This is a genomic window from Pseudomonas sp. NPDC089406 (assembly GCF_044900265.1).
Lineage (GTDB): Bacteria > Pseudomonadota > Gammaproteobacteria > Pseudomonadales > Pseudomonadaceae > Aquipseudomonas > Aquipseudomonas fakonensis.
Genome location: NZ_JBJDNC010000043.1, coordinates 17,559 through 34,452, shown reverse-complemented (window position 1 = coordinate 34,452; position 16,894 = coordinate 17,559). Strand labels below are relative to the sequence as shown.

Genomic DNA, 16,894 nt, shown 5'->3' with positions numbered 1-16,894 from the left:
CAGAGGTGTCAAAAATAATGGGCGACGCATTAAAACACACTCTGCAGGCCTTGCGCCCCTGTGCGTCAGTGGCGCTTGTCCGCTGATGCCGGCCACAGCCCCAGCAGCACCAGCAAGGCGGCCACGGCAAGGAACGGCAGGCGCGGGTCAAGGGTGTACACCAGCGAGCCGGCCAATGGCCCGATCACCGCGCCCATGCCTTGGGCTGCGCCCACGGAGCCTGCGGTGGCACCCTGCTCGGACGCCTCCATGGCATTGGCCGCCAGGGCGGAAAACGCCGGGAACACGAAGCCCATGCCAAACGCCGCCACGGCGAATGCGGCCCACAGCCAGGGGGCGCTGCTGGCGAATGCAGCCGCCCCGAAGCCCAGCCCGGAGACGCAGGCGCCAATACGGATCATCTTCTGCGGCGGCCATTCCAGCTGGCGCAGCAGCACCTGGGCCAGCATCAGCGCCACGCCCACGGTGGTCAGGGCGATGCCGGCGGCTTGGGCGGCCTCGGTGGCCGGCAGTTGCAGGCGGTCGAGGGCGAAAAACCCCACCACGATCTGCGACACGGTCACGCTGAACATGGCGCAGAACGCCACCAGCAACGGCCGGCGCAGGCGCGGGTCGCCCAGGCGCACCGGCTGCGGGGCATGGGCGTGGGGCAGCGGTTGCGGCTTGAGCTTGAACAGCAGCACCACAAAGGCCAGCGCCGGCAGCACCGACAGCACGTAGAACGGCAGGCTCAGGCTGTAGCGCGCCAACAGCGCCGCCACCGCAGGGCCGAGCACCAGGCCGACGGCGTTGGCCGCGCCCAGCGAAGCCATGGCCCGGGCCCGGCGTTGTGGCTCGACATGGTCGGCGATCAAGGCATTGGCACCCACCGGCAGGGCGGCATAGCAGGCACCGATCAGCCCGCGCACCAGCATCAGGCCGACGAACGCTGTGGTGGCGCCCGGCAGCCAGCGCAGGGCACCGTCGATGAACAGGCACAGCGCCCAATAGGCCAGGGTGAAGCCGGCGCTGCCCAGTAGCAGTACCCGCCGCCGGCCATAACGGTCGGCCAGCTGGCCCCAGGGCCGGGCCAGCAGCACCCACACCACACCCGCCACGGTGACCGCTGCACCGGCCTGCCAGGTGGCCATGCCGAGCAGGCGGGCGATGGGGCCGATCAGGGCGACGAAGGCCATCATCGACAGGGTGCAAGCCATGCTGACCAGCATCAGTGGGCGCAGGTCGAGGGTACTGGCGGGGGTGAAGGTGGCAGGGTCCTTTGCAACGTTCATGGGCAATCCAGGGCAGTGGCGAAATGAGCGTCAATGTTAGTAATAATTATTTACATTTGTCGACCCTAGGGTTTGTACGAAAAGTCGCCGAGCGGCGATCAGGCAAGGCGAAAACAGGCGAGGAAGCGGAGTTGACTGGTTGTCAATGAGCATTCCGAGCCTGTTTTCAACGCAGCATGATCGTCGCGCAGGCACTTTTCGTACAAAGCCTGGACTGCCCCGGTGCTCATTCACCGCGCCGCAACGGGCCTGGCCACATGCTACGCAACACCCCGTCGCGGTGCACCAGCGCATGCATCAGCGCGGCGCCCAGGTGCACCAGCACCGTGGCGAACAGCAGGTAGCCGGCCCAGCCGTGGGCCTGGCGCAGCACCGCGTACAGCTGCAGGTCGTGGGGTGCGATGGCCGGCAGTTGCAGCGGGCGCGGGTAACCGCCGGCCGAGAGCATCGCCCAGCCCAGCAATGGCATGGCCAGCATCAAGGCATACAGCAGCAGGTGCGAGGCGCCGGCCGCCAGGCGCTGTATCGGCGGCAACTCACGGGGCAGCGGCGGGTGCGCCAGGCTCAGGCGCAGGGCGATGCGCAGCACCACCAGCACCAGTAGGGCAAGGCCGGTGGCCTTGTGCAGCTCGACCATCAGCGGGTGACGGGTGGACAGGTCGCCGACCATGCTCACGCCGATGAACAGCATGGCGATGATCAGCACGGCCATCAGCCAGTGCACCAGCCGGGCCAGGGGGTGGAAGGCGGTAGTGCTCATGGCTTGGCTCCTTCGCTCAGGGCTTCGTGGCTGCGGCGGTTGAACGACACCGAATAGGCGGCCGAGCGCGCGGCCAGGATCGGGTCGGCGGACGGCTCGATGCCGTGGGGCAGAATCAGCGGGTCGAAGTTCAGGTCACGGCAGGCGCCTTGCTCGGGGCCGTCGACCTGTTGCAGCACCAGGGTGCCGGCATCGATGCTGCGCCGCTCGGCCGGCCAGGGGCGGGCCGGGTCGTCCACCGGGTCACCGGGCTCGGCCAGGGTCAGGCGCAGGGTCCAGCGCAGCGGGCCTTGGGCCAGGCGCTGGGCGAGGTCGTGCTGGAGGAACTGCTTGTCATCCACCTGGCCCGGCAGGGGCGTGAACGGGGTTTGCGGCTCCAGCGCCCAGCGCACCGGGTGGGCCTTGCCGCTGGCGTCGATCAGCTGGAAGGCATTGATGCTGTTGTAGGCGGTGCTGGCGAAGCTGTCGCTGGGCTTGTAGCCCGCCGCCCACTGGCGAAACGCCGCGCTTTCCGGGTGGGCGGCGAAGAACGCCTGCATCTTCGCCGGGTCCGGCTTGCCGGTGGCAGGGTCCGGCGCGCCGGCCAGCACCTGGTCATAAAACCCCTGGGGGGTGCTGACCGCCAGCACCGGCGGGTTGTTCATGCCGGTGCGCCACACCTGGCCGTCGTCGCTGCTCAGCTGGATCGCCAGGCTGCGCACCGGCACTGCGGTGTCCGGGGCGAAGGGGTTGGCGCCGCCGATGGCGAAGCGGCCGATCACCGGCACATTCTGCTGGCTGAACACCCGGGCGCTGGACAAGCTGGCGGCCTGGCCACTGGCCTGGAAGTAGCCACTGACGCACAGGCCCTTGGCGTGGTTCTTGCGGTAGCCGGGGTGGTGCCCGGCCTGGGCTTCGAAGGTGTCGATGATGCGCTGCGGGGTGAGCTTGGCCGGGCCGACCCAGCCGGCGGCATAGGCAAAGCCTGCGCCCAGCGCCACCAGCGTGGCGCCGATGGCGGCCAGGCGCAGGGCCTTGGCGGGGCCGTTCAGGGGAGTGGTCATCAGGCAATCCGTTGTAGTGGGAATGAGCTGGTACGACGCAGCAGCACCGGGTTTATTCCCGCCTTCGCTCAAACCCGTTTCCTGTAGGAGATCACTCAGCCCTTGGAGCTGCGCTGTCGCGCAGAGAACAGAATTCGCAAGCGCGCCGCGTACCCTGTGGGAGCGGGTTCACCCGCGAAGCAAGCGACGCGGAGCTTGGCACCGGCTTCGCCGGTGTTCGCGGGTAAGCCCGCTCCCACAGGTCCCTGCTAAATCAGTGAGTTATGTGTTGTTCTATGAGAGCCGGCTTGCCGGCGATAGGGCCAGGCCTGCTAGCAAAAATGTATGCCGGGGCTTGCTGCCCTATCGCTGGCAAGCCAGCTCCTACAGGGGCGCGCAGGCTCATTGAGATATGCGCTCGGCGCAATGGAATAAAATCCCCTCAGCACCGTCTGCTGTTTACACTGACCGCCCACCGGGGCCCGAACATGCATGATCTGGACGACCAACACTGGCGCGAGCTGCTGCAGCGGCTGCGCCGTTTCGCCTTGTGGCTGTGCCGCGACGCCGCCAGCGCCGACGACCTGGTGCAGGCCACCGCCGAGCGCGCGCTGAGCCGCTGGAGCCAGCAGCGCACCCAGGAAAGCCTGCGCGCCTGGCTGTTCACCATCCTTTACCGGCTGTACCTGGACGGCAAACGCCGCGAGCGCCTGCACGCGCGCTGGCTGAACTGGTTCGGCCGCAGCCAGGCCGAGGAGCCGCTGGGCGGCGATACCGAAAGCATCGTCCTGGCCCAGGCCGACCTGCAGGCATTCGCCAAACTGTCGGACGAACAGCGCGCACTGCTGTTGCTGGTCAGCGTCGAAGGCCTGAGCTACAAGGAGGCCGCGCAAGCTCTGGGCATCCCTATCGGCACCGTGATGTCGCGCCTGTCGCGTGCCCGCGCCGCCCTGCGTGAACTGACCGACGGCAACCCCGCGCCCGCCACCCTGCGGAGACTCAAATGACACGCCTGATCCCCACCGAACACGAGCTGCACGCCTTCGTCGACGAGCGCCTGGAGCCGGCACGCCGGGCCGAGATCGAGGCCTGGCTGGCCGCCAACCCGCATGAGGCGCTGCGCCTGGAAGCCTGGCGCAACGATGCCCGGCGCCTGCGCACCGCCCTGGCCGGTTTTGCCGAGCAACCCAGTGACCCCGCCCTGGACCTGGCCCCGCTGCGCCGACGCCTGCGCCAGCGCGGGCAACGCCAGCTGGCCACGGCCGCGGTGCTGCTACTGGCCGTAGGTGTCGGTGGCCTGGGTGGCTGGCAGGCGCGCGAGGCGACCCTGGCCGCCATCGAGCAGCCCATGGCCGATGCGCTGCAGGCGCACCGCTTGTTCGCCGACACCACGGCGCTGGATATCCAGGCCAGCGACCCGGCCCGCCTGCAGGCCTGGCTGGGCCGGCACTTCAACCGCGTCGGCCGCCTGCCCGACCTGACCGGTTACGGCCTGCAACCGGTGGGCGCGCGGCTGCTCAGCAACGAGGCGGGGCCGGCGGCCTTGCTGGTATTCGAGGACGCCAAGGGGCAGCGCATCAGCCTGTTCCTGCGCTCGCCCGGCGAGCGTTTCGAGCGCATGCCCACCGGCCAGCGCACCGACGGCCAGCTGGAGGCGCGCTACTGGTCCCATGGCGACTACAACTTCGCCCTGGTCAGCGCCAGCGATGATGTGCGCGGCGAACCGGTACGCCAGGCGCTGCACCTCAGCCTGTAAGCAGCTCGAGCAACTGCTGGCGGGCCAGGCAGCCGTCGCCGGCACGCCAGGCCAGGTACAGCGGCAGCGGCGCCTGCACATCGTGCAACGGGCGAAAGCACACGCCCGGTTGCGCATTGGCCTGGGCTGCCGAGGCCGGCACCAGGGCCACGCCAAAGCCACAGGCCACCAGGCCCACCACGGTTTGCAACTGCGCCGCCTCCTGCACGATGCGCGGCTCAAAGCCTGCAGCGCGGCACAGGTCGAGCAGGTGCTGGTGATAGCGGCCGCCCAACGCCCGTGGGGTGAACACGAAGGGTTGCTCGGCGCAGTCGGCCAGGGCCACGCTGGCCTGGGCGGCCTGCGGGTGATCGCTTGGCAGGGCCAGCAGCAGCGCTTCTTCGCGCCACAGGTGGCGGTGCAGGCGCTCGTCCAGCTCCGGCACGTCGCGCAACACCGCCAGCTCCAGTTGCTCATCCAGCAGCAGGCGCGCCAGTTGTGCCGAGCTTGCCTGTTGCAGGCTCAACTGCACCGCCGGCCAACGCTTGCGAAAACGCTTCAAACCCTCGAGCAACGCCGGGTGGCCGGCCAGGGCCAGGCTGCCGATGCGCAGCTCGCCGGCCTGGCCCTGGGCGATACGCCGCGCTTGCTGCACGCCCAGCTCCAGGTGTTGCAAGGTGGTGCGGGCAGTGCCCAGCAGGTGGTTGCCGGCCGGGGTCAGGCGCACGCCGCGGGAGTGGCGCACGAACAGGGCAAAGCCCAGGCGCTGTTCCAGCCGGGCGATGGCCTGGCTCAGCGGCGGCTGGGCCATGTGCAGGCGCTCGGCGGCGCGGTGAAAGTGCAGCTCTTCGGCCACGGCCACGAACTGGCGCAGCAGGCGGGTCTCGATCACGGCAGGCGTCCTTGTCCGGCGGCGATATCAGGCGGATATCGCCAAGCACGGCCGATAGTATTCAACTTTACCCGGCGTGCTGGATAGGCTCGGGGCTGGACAAGGAGCGCCAAGATGACCCACACCAAGACTGTATTGATTACCGGAGCCGCCCGCGGCCTGGGCCTGGCCGCCGCGCAGGCGCTGGCCGCGACCGGCGCACGGCTGATGCTCTGCGACCTGGGGGCCGACAGCCACGGCCGTGGCCGCGACCCGCAGGTGGTGGAGGCGGCCGCCGCGCAGCTGCGCGCCCAGGGCCACTGGGTAGAGGGGCAGTGCCTCGACATTACCGACGAGCAGCAGTGCCGCGAGCTGGTGGAGGCCTGCGTGGCCAGCTTCGGCGGCCTGGATGTGCTGGTGCACAACGCCGGCTGGGTGGACTACCAGATGGTCGAGCAAACCAGCACCGCGTTCATCGATCGCGCCCTGGCCATCAACGTGCATGCGCCGATGTGGCTGTGCAAGTACGCCTGGCCGCACCTCAAGCGCTCGCCGGCGCCGCGCATCGTGCTGGGTACCTCGGACCGGGCGATGTACCGCTGCCACGCGCGCCCGGGCCTGGCCGCCTATGCGGCGGGCAAAATGGCGCAACTGGGCCTGATGAACGCCCTGGCCGCCGAGGGCGCGCCCCATGGCATTCTGGTCAACGCCTTGTCGCCGGTGGCGCGCACGCGCATGTGGGGCGAGCAGGGCGAGCCGGACGACCTCAAGCCCGAGTGGGTGGCGCCGGGCTTCGTCTACCTGGCCAGCGACGCCTGCCAGGCCAGCGGCCATGTGCTGCGGGCGAGCAACGGGCAGTTCGTGGCCACGCGGTTCGAGGAGGGCGAGGATGTGGAGTACCCGCGCAACCTGCGCGGGATGAAGGCCCGCTCGGCGCAGGAACTGGCGGCGTTGGTGCCTTTGTAGTGGTGTAGGAGCGGCCTTGCCGGGGCGCCGGACCGGTCGGAAAGGGCTGCGCAGCAGCCCCGACGATTTATGCGGCAACGCTGAAATCCTGGGGCTGCTTAGCAGCCCTTTCGCGACACGAGGCCGCTCCTACAGGAGGGGGCGCGACAGTTTCAGGCTTCGCACCACAAACTGTCCCGCCTGTTATATCCCCTGGCCCTTCGGCATTGGTACATGTACCGCTCCAGCCATCCGCCCGAAGGACCCGCCCCCGATGAAGCTCGTACCCGCCGAACAGATCAACGCCGTACTGGACTGGCAGGGCGTGCTCGATGCCATGCACCAGGTACACCTCGGGCCACGGCCGAGCATCGATGACTACTTCATCGGCGACAGCACCTACGGCCTGTTCAGCCGCGGGGTGATCCTGCCCGGCGCTGGCGCCGGGGTGAAGATCGCCTCCATGTACCCGGCCAACCTGGCTGCGCAGCCGCCACTGCCGGCCGAGCACGCGGCTTTTGTGGTGATCGACGAACACAGCAAGGCCATCAGCGCCATCTGCGACGGCCCGGCGGTGACCGCCTGGAAAACCGCCGGCGACTCAGCCCTGGCCGGCCGTTACTTAAGCCGCCCCGACAGCGAGGTGTTGTTGGTGCTGGGGGCCGGGCCGGTGGCGCGGGCGCTGGTCGAGGCCTACCTGCACATTCGCCCGGGGCTGCACCAGGTGCTGCTGTGGAACCGCACCCTGGCCAAGCTCGAACCCCTGGCCGGGCAATTGCAGGCGCGGGGTATCGAAGCTGCGCTGGTGAGTGACCTGGATGCGGCGGTGGCCCGTGCCGACATCATCGCCTCGGCTACCGCTGCTGCGGCGCCGTTGATCAAGGGTGCGTTCGTTCGCCCTGGCACCCATGTGGATGTGGTCGGCGGCTTTCGCCCGGACATGCGCGAGGTGGACAGCGAGCTGGTGGGCAAGGCGCGGCTGTTCACCGATGACCGGGTGGGCGCGCTGAATGCCGGCGACTTGGCGGTGCCGTTGCAAGAGGGCGTGATCGGCGAGGACAGTATCGAGGCCGATCTGTTCGAGCTCTGCCAGGCAGGCGGCGTGCTGCGGGCGGCGGGCGACATTACTTTGTACAAGAATGCCGGCGGGGCGCATCAGGACCTGGCGGTGTGTTTGTGTGCGTTGCAGCGGATTGAGTCGCAGGCCTGAGTAAGCGGGGCCGCGTTGCGGCCCTTCGCGGGTAAACCCGCTCCCACAGGAGCAGTGCAGTACCTGTAGGAGCGGGTTTACCCGCGAAGGGCTGCAACGCAGCCCCAATACACCGAACATGCTACGCCATAACAACAATAACCCCGGAGCCTCCCTGCATGAGCACCACCAACCCGCGCCTGGGCATCGTCCTGTGCCTGCTGTCCATGCTGGTGTTCGCCAGCCAGGACGGCATCACCAAGATCCTCGTCCAGCACTTGCCCGTCGCCCAGCTGGTGATGGTGCGCTACTGGTTCTTCCTGGTTTTCGCCCTGGTGTTCGTGCACTTCAATGGCGGCATCCGCCCGGCGTTCAATAGCGCCCACCCTTGGCTGCAGTTGGGCCGCTCGCTGCTGGGCATCTTCGAAATCGTGGTGTTCGGCCTGGCCCTGCGCTACCTGGGGCTGGCCGAAACCCATGCCATCTACGCGGTGTTCCCGCTGCTGACCATGGCCCTGGCGGCCATCACCCTGCGCGAGGCGTTGAGCCTCAAGCAGGTACTGGCCGGGCTGATCGGCTTTGCCGGCACCCTGGTGATCCTCAAGCCTGGCCTGGGGGTGTTCAGCGTGGCGTCGCTGATCCCGCTGCTGGCCGCTGGCATGTTCGCCTGCTTCAACGTACTCACCCGCAAGATCAGCAGTGCCGACAGCTTCGGCACCAACATGCTGTACATGGGCCTGTGGGGCGCCGTTGCTGCCACCGTCATCGGCCTGCCCCAGTGGGTCACCCCCGAGCCCTGGGAGCTGGGGCTGATGCTGGTGCTGTCGACCACCGGGGTCATCGCCCAGCTGCTGCTGTTGCAGGCGCTCAAGCATGCCGAGGCGGTGGCCTTGCAGCCGTTCAACTACGCGTTGCTGGTGTTCGCTTCGGTGATCGGCGTGGTGGGCTTTGGCGAGCGGCTGGAGCTGTCGCTGGTGGCGGGGGCGCTGCTGGTGGTGCTGGGCGGGATGTTCGCGTTCAGGCGGTGAATGCCCAGCGCGAACGGGCGCACTGCCAACGGCTTTGGCAAACGCACGCGCATACCCTGTAGGAGCGGCCTTGTGTCGCGAAAGGGCCGCAGCGCGGCCCCACGGTATTGGCATCATGCAAAATTGCCGGGGCTGCGTTGCAGCCCATTCGCGACACAAGGCCGCTCCTACAGGTATGGTGTTTTTCACTAGTCAGAGGCGCTAAAGTGGCACCATGTGATTGCACAAGGCCATGCCATGAAACGCCTAACCGCTCTGCTGGGTGCCCTGTTGTTCAGCTTGCCCTCGGCCCCGCTGCTGGCCGACAGCTGCCGGCAAAACATCTACGGCGGCGAAGACTGCCGCTACAGCGACGGCACCCGCTCGTCCAGCCGTTCGAACATTCATGGTGGTTTCGACACCACCTACAGCGACGGCCGCCGTTCCAGCAGCCGCGCCAACCTCAATGGCGGGCAGGATACGCGCTACAACGACGGCAGCTCGTCCAGCAGCCGTGCCAACCTGTACGGTGGCCAGGACACCCGCTACAGCAATGGCGCATCGTCCAGCAGCCGCTCGAACCTGTACGGCGGCGAGGATACCCGTTACAGCGACGGCAGCCGTTCGCGCAGCCGCCAGGGCCTGGGCGGCGAGCGCCAGACCGACCGTCAGGGCGAGCAGGGGCGGCGCTGGTAGGCGTGTTTCACAACAAGCCAATCTGCACATGCACCTCGCGCAGCCGCGCCGGGGTGACGTCGTACTCGCGCTTGAACCAGTGGATCATGTGCGAGCTGTCGGTAAAGCCGCACTCATAGGCAATCTGGGTGATCGAGCGGCTGCTGTTGAGCACCATCCAGTGCGCCGCCTTCAGGCGCATCTGCCGCCAGTAGCCGGCCGGGGTGGCGCGCAGGTGCTTCTTGAACAGCCGGCTCAGCTCGCGCTCGCTGGTGCCCACCGCCGCAGCCAGCTCGGCGATGGTGCAGGTTTCGAGCATGCGCTGGCGCATCAGCCCCACCGCGTTCACCACCCGCGCATCCAGGCAGCGCAGGCCGCTTTCCGGGCTTTGCCGGCGCGCCTGCATGTCGTCGAAGCCACGCTCCGAAAGCACGTAGTGCAGGGTCTTGTCGGCCCGTGACTGGCCGCAGTGTTCGGCCACCAGGTGCATGGCCAGGTTGATCGCCGCCAGGCCACCGGGGCAAGTGATGAATGGGCCGTCGCTGACCACCGGCACATCGTTGACGGTGATCACCTTCGGGTGCACCTGGTTCATCGCCGCCGCCATGGAAAACTGCACCGCGCAATGGCGCCCGTCCAGCAGGCCCAGTTCGGCCAGCACGAAGGTGCCGGTGCACAGGCCGATCACCGGCACGTCGGCAGCCACGGCCCGGCGCACGTAGTCGTACAGCTCAGGGGGGAAGGGCCGGGTGCCTTGCAGCAGGCCGCCGTGCACCACGATGTAGTCGTAGTCGGCGGGGTCGCCGTAGCGCGCGGTGGGCAGCACCGGGAAGCCGCAGCTGGAGATGATCGGCGCATCGTCGTGGGACAGCAGCGCCCAGGCGCAGTAGATCGGCCGGCTGAAGTCGCGCTCATCGGCGGCCAGGCGCAGGCAGTCGACGAAGCAGCCGAGCGACAGCAGGGTGAAATCCGGGGTGGCGACGATGCCGAAACGTATCGGCGTGACGGCTTCGGGCGGGGGTTTGAGCGGGGCGAGAAAGGCGTAGTCGGCGCGCATGATCGGGCGTGGGCCTCGGTAAATGGTCGCTGGCGGCCCTGTTGTGGCCTGAACGAGACATTGCGTGATTACGTACCGCGAGTTGTCTGGATCCTACAATCGTGGGCCCTGCAATGTCACTACATTGAAATCACTGCGCGGGCCTGTGGAGGCCCAATCGCCGGCAAGCCGGCCCCTGTAGGAGCCGGCTTGCCGGCGATAGCGCCAGTACAGGCAACACCGCATTTCAAGCCCAACAAGAACAACAGCTTTGCCATCTCGAACACCTGCCTTTCAAAAGAACAAAGGGTGTAACTCATGATGCAAACCGTCTTGAAAAGTGTGACCAATACCGCCCACCCCGACCAGCTGCGCCAGCACGCCCTGGTGGATATCCAGGGCCTGGGCAAGGACTACGGCGACACCACCGTCCTCAACGACATCAACCTCAGCGTGGCCAAGGGCGAAGTCATCGCCATCATCGGCCCCAGCGGCTCGGGCAAGAGCACCTTGCTGCGCTGCGTCAACCTGCTCGACCCACCCACCCGGGGCATTTTGCGGGTCGCCGACACCACTATCGATGCCAGCCAGCCGATCACTGACCGCCAGGTGCTTGCCCTGCGCCAGCCGGTGGGCATGGTGTTCCAGTCGTTCAACCTGTTCCCGCACCTGTCGGTGCTGCGCAACGTCAGCCTGGCCCAGGAGCGGGTGCTGGGGCGCAGCCGCAAGGAGGCCGATGAAGTCTCGCGCCAGTTGCTCGACCGGGTCGGTTTGCTGAACAAGGCCGACCAATACCCCTCGCGCTGCTCCGGCGGCCAGCAACAGCGTATCGCCATCGCCCGGGCACTGGCGCTTGAGCCGAGCCTGATGCTGTTCGACGAACCCACCTCGGCGCTCGACCCCGAGCTGGGCCTGGAAGTGCTCAACGTGATGCAGGAGCTGGCCGGGCAGGGCATGACCATGATCGTCGTCACCCACGAGATGCACTTTGCCGAAAGCGTGTCGGACCGGGTGCTGATCATGGCCGACGGCCGGGTCATCGAAGAGGGCAAGAGCGCCCAGGTGATGCGCAAGCCCCAGACCGAACGGGCGCAGCGCTTTCTCAGCGCGGTGATGAACCGATGAGCCGGGAAATGCTCGTCACCATTCTGGGCGGCATCCAGTGGACGGTGGCGGTCACCGTCGCGGCGCTGGCGCTCGGTGTGCTGCTGGGGGCGCTGCTGTGCGCCATGCGGGTGTCCGGCAACCGCCTGCTCGACACCCTGGCGGCGGCGCTGATTCTGGTGCTGCGCGCGGTGCCGCCGATTGTCTGGCTGTTCCTGATCTTCTTCGGCATCGGCACCGGCCTGATGGAGGTCAGCCCGTTCCAGGCGGCGGTCCTCGGGCTTGGCTTGATCACCGCGGCCAATATGGCGGAGATCTTCCGCGGCGCCCTGGCGGCGGTGCACAAGGGCCAATGGGAGGCGGCCCGGGCGCTGAGCATGCCGGCGCGCTACCGGCTGCTGGATGTGATCGCGCCGCAGTTGCTGCGGGTGTCGTTGCCGTCGATTGCCAGCTACGCCATCGGCCTTTTGAAGGACACCGCCATCGCTTCGACCATCGGCGTGCCGGAAATCGCCTTCCAGGCCACCCATGTGTCCCAGGTGAGCTTCCAGGGCCTGGCCACCTTCGCCTTTGCCGGCGTGCTGTACATCGCCCTGAGCATCCCGGTGGCCTGGGCCAGCCGCTGGGCCGACCAACGCATGCGCCTGAGGGTAGCCCGATGAACCAGACCCTGGAGTTCTGGCGGCAGATCCTGCCGCAACTGCTCGACGGCTTCAGCCAGTCGCTGCAGGTGACCGCTGTCTCGCTGCTACTGGGCGTGCCACTCGGGTTGCTGCTGGCCCTGGGCCTGCGCAGCCGCAAGCTGGCCCTGCGCGCGCCGCTGCTGGCACTGATTGAAGTGGGCCGTGGCGCCTCGGTGCTGGTGCTGCTGCAGTTCGTCTACTTCGGCATGCCCACGGCAGGGTTCACCTTCACCTCGTTCGTGTCGGTGGCCATCGCTTTTACCTGGTGCACGGCGGCCTACACCAGCGAGATCCTGCGTGCCGGCATGGAGGCGGTGCCCCAGGGCCAGCGTGAAGCGGCCCAGGCGCTGCGCCTGAACCGCCTCGACACCCTGCGCTTGATCATCCTGCCGCAAGGCTTGCCGATCTCGATCCCGGCCTTGCTCGGCTTTGCCATCCTCATGCTCCAGGCCTCGTCGCTGGCCTTTGTGGTGGCGCTGCCGGAGCTGATGAGCAAGGCCCAGCTGATCGGCTCGAACACCTTCCAGTACATGCCGATCTTCATCCTCGTGGCGCTGCTGTTTGCGGTGATCTGCCTGCCCGCCACCGTGGTGGTCGGCCACCTCGAACGGCGCCTTGGCCGCCACCTCTGACCTGACAACACACAACAAACCGGAGTGACACGACATGCGCATTTTCAGCCTCGCATCGCTAGCTGCTGCCTGCCTGTTGGCCGGCCAGGCCTTCGCCGCCGACAGCTGCACCCCGAGTGAGCAGTTCAAGACCATCAAGCCCGGCGCCCTCACCGTGGCGGTGTACAACTACCCGCCGTTCACCACCGTGGCCGGCCCCAACGACATCGGCGGTGTGGACACCGACGTGGTGCGCGAAATCGCCAAGCGCAACTGCCTGACCCTGGTGCCGGTGATCGTCGACCCCTCGGCGGTGATCCAGAACGTGCTCAGCAAAAAAGTCGACTTAGGCATTGGCGACTGGTTCCGCACCGCTGCCCGGGCCAAGGTGCTGGGCATGACAACGCCGCTGTATATCGACCAGATGGCGTTTTATTCCCGCGATGGCTACAGCGAGATCGGCCAGCTCAACGGCAAGCGGGTCGGGGCGGTGTCGGGCTTCCTGTATGCAGGCCAGGTGCAGGCCAGCCTGGACAAACCGGTGGTGCTGTACCCCAACCCGGTCGCCCTGGCCCAGGACCTGGCCGCCGGGCGTCTGGACGTGGCGGTGGACAGCTACAGCACCGGCAAGTACGCACAGGGCAAGGGCGCCTACGACGGCATCAAGATCGAAGTGGCCAAGCCCGATCCACGGGTGCCGCTGTCGGTGGAGCCGGCGCAGATCGCCTTCCTGTACCACATCGACAAGCCCGACCTGGGGGCTGCGCTGGATAAAGAGATCAAGCAGCTGCACGCCGAAGGCCGCATCGCGCAAATTCTCGAAGCCAACGGCCTGGCGGCCAGCGGCGCGCAGACCGGCGAGCCGCGGTTGATCCAGTAGTTGATCTTGTAGGAGCGGCTTTAGCCGCGAACACCGGCGCAGCCGGTGCCATACACCGAGTCGCTTGCTTCGCGGGCAAGCCCGCTCCCACAGGGGACGCGTGTTGTCTGCAACCTCTACCTACCCCGAACCTGCAAGGAATAACCGAACATGGCCCGCAACGTTTTCTTCTGCATCGATTCCCACGCCTGCGCCAACCCGGTACGTGTCGTCGCCGGCGGCGGCCCGCTGTTGCCCAACGTACCCATGGCCGAAAAGCGCATGCTGTTTCTCGAAAAACACGACTGGGTGCGCAAGGCCCTGATGTTCGAGCCCCGTGGCCATGACGCCATGTCCGGCTCGATCCTGTACCCCTCCACCCGCGACGATTGTGACGTCGGCGTGCTGTTCATCGAGGTCAGCGGCTGCCTGCCGATGTGCGGCGCTGGCACCGTCGGTACGGTGACCGTGGCCATCGAAGAGGGCCTTGTAGTGCCCCGCGAAGAGGGCCGCCTGGCCCTGGAAACCCCGGCCGGCCGAGTGGATATCGAGTACAAGCGCAACGGCGCCTTCGTCGAGGAGGTACGCCTGTTCAACGTCAACAGCTACCTGCATGCCCGTGACATCCAGCTTGAGGTGCCGCAGATCGGTACCCTGACCGTGGACCTGAGCTACGGCGGCAACTACTACATCATCGTCGAGCCGCAGCAGAACTACGCCGGGCTCGATGGCCTGAAGGCCGACGACCTGGTGCGCATGAGCCACCTGGTGCGCGAGGCGGCGCAGAAGGTGCTGCACCCGGTGCACCCGGAGGACGAACGCATTCGCGGGGTCAAGCACGTGATGTGGTGCGACAAGCCCAAGGCCCCCGGCGCCTCGGCACGCAACGCGGTGTTCTACGGTGACAAGGCCATCGACCGCTCGCCTTGCGGCACTGGTTCGTCGGCGCGAGTGGCGCAGCTGGTGGCGCGCGGGCGGCTCAAGGTGGGCGAGACCTTTGTGCACGAGAGCATCACCGGCACCACCTTCAACTGCCGGGCCGAGGAGGTGGCCCGGGTGGGTGAGTTCGATGCGGTGCGGCCGAGTGTGGCGGGGTGGGCGCGGGTGATCGGGTACAACACCATCGTGGTCGATGACCGCGACCCGTTGGCCCATGGGTTCCAGATTGCTTGATGTGAGTTGAGCACGCCTGGCGACAGGCGCTAGAGTCATCGCGGGGCAAGCCCGCTCCCATGCTACCTGTGGGAGCGGGCTTGCCCCGCGATGCTTTGTGTCCCCCAACGATCCTTCAAAGGAAGCTGAAGATCCATGCCCGACTACAAGCTCCACTGCTTCGCCGAATCCGGCAACGCCTACAAAGCCGCACTGATGCTCGAACTTACCGGCCAGCCGTGGCAGGCGGTGTTCGTCGACTTTTTCAACGGCCAGACCCGTGATCAGCAATGGCGCGACGAGGTCAACGAGCAAGGCGAAGTGCCGGTGCTGGAGCACGGCGAGCAGCGCCTGACCCAGTCGGCGCTGATTCTTGAGTACCTGGCTGAACGCACCGGGCAGTTTGGCCCGCAGGATGAGGCCGAAAGGCGCGAGATCTGGCGCTGGATGCTGTTCGACAACCACAAGTTCACCGCTTACTACGCGGCGTTGCGGTTTATTTTCTGCCTGAAGAATTCTGGCGAGACCCCGGTCGTTCAGTTTTTGCGCGAGCGGGCGACGGCGGCTTACCGCATTGTCGATGCGCACCTGGCCAAGACACCGTTCATGGTGGGCGGGCGGCTGACCATTGCTGACCTGTCGTTGGCGGGGTATGTGTTCATGCCGGAGGATACCGGGATCGATCTGGCTGAGTTCAAGCATATCGAGGCTTGGAAGGCGCGGATCATGGCGGTGCCGGGGTGGAGGCATCCTTATGAGCTGATGCCGCGGGTGGCGGGGTGAGGCGGGTTGGGGGCTTTGATTGGGTGTGATTGGGTGAGGGCTTGCAGGTGTTCGCCATGACCTGTGTGTCAGGGCTTACAGGTGTTCGCCACAATCTCTGCATCATGGCTTACAGGTGCTTGCCGACAGGTTTGCAGCGCCTATGAGATCGAGCGCCGCCCGCGCGGCGCATCGCGACACAAGGCCGCTCCTACATCTGTTTCGGGCCAATTATTCCTGTGAAAGTATCGGCGCCTGCCTTGGCGCATGTCTTGAGTCATGTGCAGCGGCGGCAACGCACACGCTGAAACCGCGTTGTACAAACAAGGCGGACCAGGCAATGGCACAGGATAGACTGGCCCGAAACAAATGTAGGAGCGGCCTTGTGTCGCGATGCGCCGCGCGGGCGGCGCTCGATCTGATAGGCGCTGCAAGGTTTGTGGCGGGCACCTGCAAGCCCTCACGCGGTCCCATCCCCGACTGTTTGACAGCAGTTCCGCTGACAGCTCAATCCCCACCATTGTTGGAGTACGAGCATGCTGAAGATTGTCCCCGATCCACCCCATCCCCACCTGTTCGAAGACACCCTGGTACAAACCACCGAGCACGTGAACTGTGCCCTGGCCGTCACCCATCAATCCCTGTTGCTCAGCACCCGCTCACCGGGCTCGTTCCTGCTGTTGGCGGCGATACACGAGCTGGAAAGCGTGCGTACCTTGTTGGAGACGCTGCTGGCGCAGGTGCAGCAGGTATCCGAAGCGCCGCAGACGTTGCATTGATGGCTGTGTAGGCAGGTTTGGCCCTATCGCCGGCAAGCCGGCTCCTACAGGTGATAGGGCCCTTGGATGAAACCCAGGGAGACAGGCAAATGACCACGGACACCCCCCACACCACCCCCGGCAAGACCCGCTTCAGTCAGGGTGAAAGCAACCCCCAGCCGCTGTTTCGCATCGAACCCGGCATCCCCTGCAACCACGTCCGTGAACAGGCCTCGGAGCTGATGGGCTATGTCAGCCACCTGACCTTGGTAGGGGTGATGGATGAAGACCCGAAGATGGTCTGGGCAGCGCACTACCTCAGCGCCTTGGCCAAGGCCCTGATGGACGATGCCGAATTGGGCCTGAAACACTAAGGCCACGCGGTCCCCTGTAGGAGCGGGGGGGGGGGGGGGGGGGGGGGGGGGGGGGGGGGCGCCCGCGCGGCGGGGGGGGG

19 protein-coding genes are annotated in these 16,894 nt (G+C 66.9%); 14 read left to right on the top strand and 5 right to left on the bottom strand.

Annotation, left to right across the window (positions count from 1 at the left end):
• Positions 1-65 precede the first annotated feature (65 nt).
• From ACI2KK_RS24125 to ACI2KK_RS24115, 3 genes are all read right to left on the bottom strand, one after another.
• Entirely contained in the window at positions 66-1,271 is a 1,206-nt protein-coding gene (locus ACI2KK_RS24125; RefSeq protein WP_404670919.1) for an MFS transporter, read from the bottom strand.
• Positions 1,272-1,497: 226 nt separating this feature from the next.
• Positions 1,498-2,031 carry a cytochrome b gene (locus tag ACI2KK_RS24120; RefSeq protein WP_404670918.1) on the bottom strand — a complete coding sequence of 178 codons (534 nt, stop codon included), beginning with the start codon at positions 2,029-2,031 and terminating at the stop codon, positions 1,498-1,500.
• Complete coding sequence (locus ACI2KK_RS24115; protein ID WP_404670917.1) at positions 2,028-3,074, bottom strand: catalase family peroxidase; 1,047 nt, start codon at positions 3,072-3,074, stop codon at positions 2,028-2,030. The genes ACI2KK_RS24120 and ACI2KK_RS24115 overlap by 4 nt, the downstream gene beginning before the upstream one ends.
• A 467-nt stretch (positions 3,075-3,541) precedes the next feature.
• Between ACI2KK_RS24115 and ACI2KK_RS24110 the strand changes: the two genes are divergently transcribed.
• Both ACI2KK_RS24110 and ACI2KK_RS24105 read left to right on the top strand, forming a co-directional pair.
• A complete protein-coding gene (locus ACI2KK_RS24110; protein WP_404670916.1) occupies positions 3,542-4,060 on the top strand; it encodes a sigma-70 family RNA polymerase sigma factor in 519 nt (172 codons plus the stop codon).
• Positions 4,057-4,809 (top strand): anti-sigma factor family protein, encoded by a 753-nt coding sequence (locus ACI2KK_RS24105; protein WP_404670915.1) that lies wholly within the window; start codon positions 4,057-4,059, stop codon positions 4,807-4,809. Before ACI2KK_RS24110 ends, ACI2KK_RS24105 begins: the two co-directional genes overlap by 4 nt.
• Here ACI2KK_RS24105 and ACI2KK_RS24100 read toward each other — a convergent pair.
• Entirely contained in the window at positions 4,799-5,680 is an 882-nt protein-coding gene (locus ACI2KK_RS24100; RefSeq protein ID WP_404670914.1) for a LysR substrate-binding domain-containing protein, read from the bottom strand. The two genes, ACI2KK_RS24105 and ACI2KK_RS24100, sit on opposite strands and share 11 nt — an antisense overlap.
• A 114-nt stretch (positions 5,681-5,794) precedes the next feature.
• On the opposite strand from ACI2KK_RS24100, the gene ACI2KK_RS24095 reads away from it, so the two are divergent.
• The 4 genes from ACI2KK_RS24095 to ACI2KK_RS24080 all read left to right on the top strand — a co-directional run bounded on the left by ACI2KK_RS24095 (position 5,795) and on the right by ACI2KK_RS24080 (position 9,496).
• Positions 5,795-6,625 (top strand): SDR family NAD(P)-dependent oxidoreductase, encoded by an 831-nt coding sequence (locus tag ACI2KK_RS24095; RefSeq protein WP_404670913.1) that lies wholly within the window; start codon positions 5,795-5,797, stop codon positions 6,623-6,625.
• 253 nt (positions 6,626-6,878) lie between these two features.
• Positions 6,879-7,814, top strand: coding sequence for an ornithine cyclodeaminase family protein (locus ACI2KK_RS24090; RefSeq protein ID WP_404670912.1), 936 nt, complete (start codon positions 6,879-6,881; stop codon positions 7,812-7,814).
• A gap of 158 nt (positions 7,815-7,972) precedes the next feature.
• Positions 7,973-8,821, top strand: a complete 849-nt coding sequence (locus tag ACI2KK_RS24085; protein ID WP_369986843.1) for a DMT family transporter — start codon at positions 7,973-7,975, stop codon at positions 8,819-8,821.
• Between the two features lie 237 nt (positions 8,822-9,058).
• Positions 9,059-9,496: a hypothetical protein gene (locus tag ACI2KK_RS24080; protein WP_404670911.1), complete on the top strand. Its 438-nt coding sequence runs from the start codon at positions 9,059-9,061 to the stop codon at positions 9,494-9,496.
• 7 nt (positions 9,497-9,503) lie between these two features.
• On the opposite strand, the gene ACI2KK_RS24075 is transcribed toward ACI2KK_RS24080, so the two are convergent.
• Positions 9,504-10,532, bottom strand: coding sequence for a GlxA family transcriptional regulator (locus tag ACI2KK_RS24075; protein ID WP_369986841.1), 1,029 nt, complete (start codon positions 10,530-10,532; stop codon positions 9,504-9,506).
• Between the two features lie 300 nt (positions 10,533-10,832).
• Here ACI2KK_RS24075 and ACI2KK_RS24070 point away from each other — a divergent pair, with 300 nt between their 5' ends.
• The 8 genes from ACI2KK_RS24070 (at position 10,833) to ACI2KK_RS24035 (ending at position 16,814) form a co-directional block, all read left to right on the top strand.
• A complete protein-coding gene (locus ACI2KK_RS24070; protein WP_369992235.1) occupies positions 10,833-11,636 on the top strand; it encodes an amino acid ABC transporter ATP-binding protein in 804 nt (267 codons plus the stop codon).
• A gap of 8 nt (positions 11,637-11,644) precedes the next feature.
• Positions 11,645-12,277, top strand: coding sequence for an amino acid ABC transporter permease (locus ACI2KK_RS24065; protein WP_404670910.1), 633 nt, complete (start codon positions 11,645-11,647; stop codon positions 12,275-12,277).
• Positions 12,274-12,930 (top strand): amino acid ABC transporter permease, encoded by a 657-nt coding sequence (locus ACI2KK_RS24060; protein ID WP_404670909.1) that lies wholly within the window; start codon positions 12,274-12,276, stop codon positions 12,928-12,930. Before ACI2KK_RS24065 ends, ACI2KK_RS24060 begins: the two co-directional genes overlap by 4 nt.
• Before the next feature lie 34 nt (positions 12,931-12,964).
• A complete protein-coding gene (locus tag ACI2KK_RS24055) occupies positions 12,965-13,789 on the top strand; it encodes a substrate-binding periplasmic protein (RefSeq protein ID WP_404670908.1) in 825 nt (274 codons plus the stop codon).
• A 150-nt stretch (positions 13,790-13,939) separates the two neighbouring features.
• The gene (locus ACI2KK_RS24050; RefSeq protein ID WP_404670907.1) at positions 13,940-14,941 is read left to right on the top strand and encodes a 4-hydroxyproline epimerase; all 1,002 of its coding nucleotides are present in this window, start codon (positions 13,940-13,942) and stop codon (positions 14,939-14,941) included.
• A gap of 135 nt (positions 14,942-15,076) precedes the next feature.
• A complete protein-coding gene (locus ACI2KK_RS24045) occupies positions 15,077-15,703 on the top strand; it encodes a glutathione S-transferase family protein (RefSeq protein WP_404670906.1) in 627 nt (208 codons plus the stop codon).
• 515 nt (positions 15,704-16,218) lie between these two features.
• Positions 16,219-16,461 carry a hypothetical protein gene (locus ACI2KK_RS24040; protein ID WP_404670905.1) on the top strand — a complete coding sequence of 81 codons (243 nt, stop codon included), beginning with the start codon at positions 16,219-16,221 and terminating at the stop codon, positions 16,459-16,461.
• An 89-nt stretch (positions 16,462-16,550) separates the two neighbouring features.
• A complete protein-coding gene (locus ACI2KK_RS24035) occupies positions 16,551-16,814 on the top strand; it encodes a DUF3077 domain-containing protein (protein WP_404670904.1) in 264 nt (87 codons plus the stop codon).
• Positions 16,815-16,894 lie beyond the last annotated feature (80 nt).

Coding starts and splice junctions, on each gene's coding strand:
- ACI2KK_RS24105 (WP_404670915.1), top strand. CDS start 4,057: ATGACACGCCTGATCCCCACCGAACACGAGCTGCACGCCTTCGTCGAC.
- ACI2KK_RS24110 (WP_404670916.1), top strand. CDS start 3,542: ATGCATGATCTGGACGACCAACACTGGCGCGAGCTGCTGCAGCGGCTG.
- ACI2KK_RS24060 (WP_404670909.1), top strand. CDS start 12,274: ATGAACCAGACCCTGGAGTTCTGGCGGCAGATCCTGCCGCAACTGCTC.
- ACI2KK_RS24125 (WP_404670919.1), bottom strand. CDS start 1,271: ATGAACGTTGCAAAGGACCCTGCCACCTTCACCCCCGCCAGTACCCTC.
- ACI2KK_RS24115 (WP_404670917.1), bottom strand. CDS start 3,074: ATGACCACTCCCCTGAACGGCCCCGCCAAGGCCCTGCGCCTGGCCGCC.
- ACI2KK_RS24075 (WP_369986841.1), bottom strand. CDS start 10,532: ATGCGCGCCGACTACGCCTTTCTCGCCCCGCTCAAACCCCCGCCCGAA.
- ACI2KK_RS24055 (WP_404670908.1), top strand. CDS start 12,965: ATGCGCATTTTCAGCCTCGCATCGCTAGCTGCTGCCTGCCTGTTGGCC.
- ACI2KK_RS24095 (WP_404670913.1), top strand. CDS start 5,795: ATGACCCACACCAAGACTGTATTGATTACCGGAGCCGCCCGCGGCCTG.
- ACI2KK_RS24050 (WP_404670907.1), top strand. CDS start 13,940: ATGGCCCGCAACGTTTTCTTCTGCATCGATTCCCACGCCTGCGCCAAC.
- ACI2KK_RS24040 (WP_404670905.1), top strand. CDS start 16,219: ATGCTGAAGATTGTCCCCGATCCACCCCATCCCCACCTGTTCGAAGAC.
- ACI2KK_RS24070 (WP_369992235.1), top strand. CDS start 10,833: ATGCAAACCGTCTTGAAAAGTGTGACCAATACCGCCCACCCCGACCAG.
- ACI2KK_RS24045 (WP_404670906.1), top strand. CDS start 15,077: ATGCCCGACTACAAGCTCCACTGCTTCGCCGAATCCGGCAACGCCTAC.
- ACI2KK_RS24080 (WP_404670911.1), top strand. CDS start 9,059: ATGAAACGCCTAACCGCTCTGCTGGGTGCCCTGTTGTTCAGCTTGCCC.
- ACI2KK_RS24120 (WP_404670918.1), bottom strand. CDS start 2,031: ATGAGCACTACCGCCTTCCACCCCCTGGCCCGGCTGGTGCACTGGCTG.
- ACI2KK_RS24065 (WP_404670910.1), top strand. CDS start 11,645: ATGCTCGTCACCATTCTGGGCGGCATCCAGTGGACGGTGGCGGTCACC.
- ACI2KK_RS24090 (WP_404670912.1), top strand. CDS start 6,879: ATGAAGCTCGTACCCGCCGAACAGATCAACGCCGTACTGGACTGGCAG.
- ACI2KK_RS24035 (WP_404670904.1), top strand. CDS start 16,551: ATGACCACGGACACCCCCCACACCACCCCCGGCAAGACCCGCTTCAGT.
- ACI2KK_RS24085 (WP_369986843.1), top strand. CDS start 7,973: ATGAGCACCACCAACCCGCGCCTGGGCATCGTCCTGTGCCTGCTGTCC.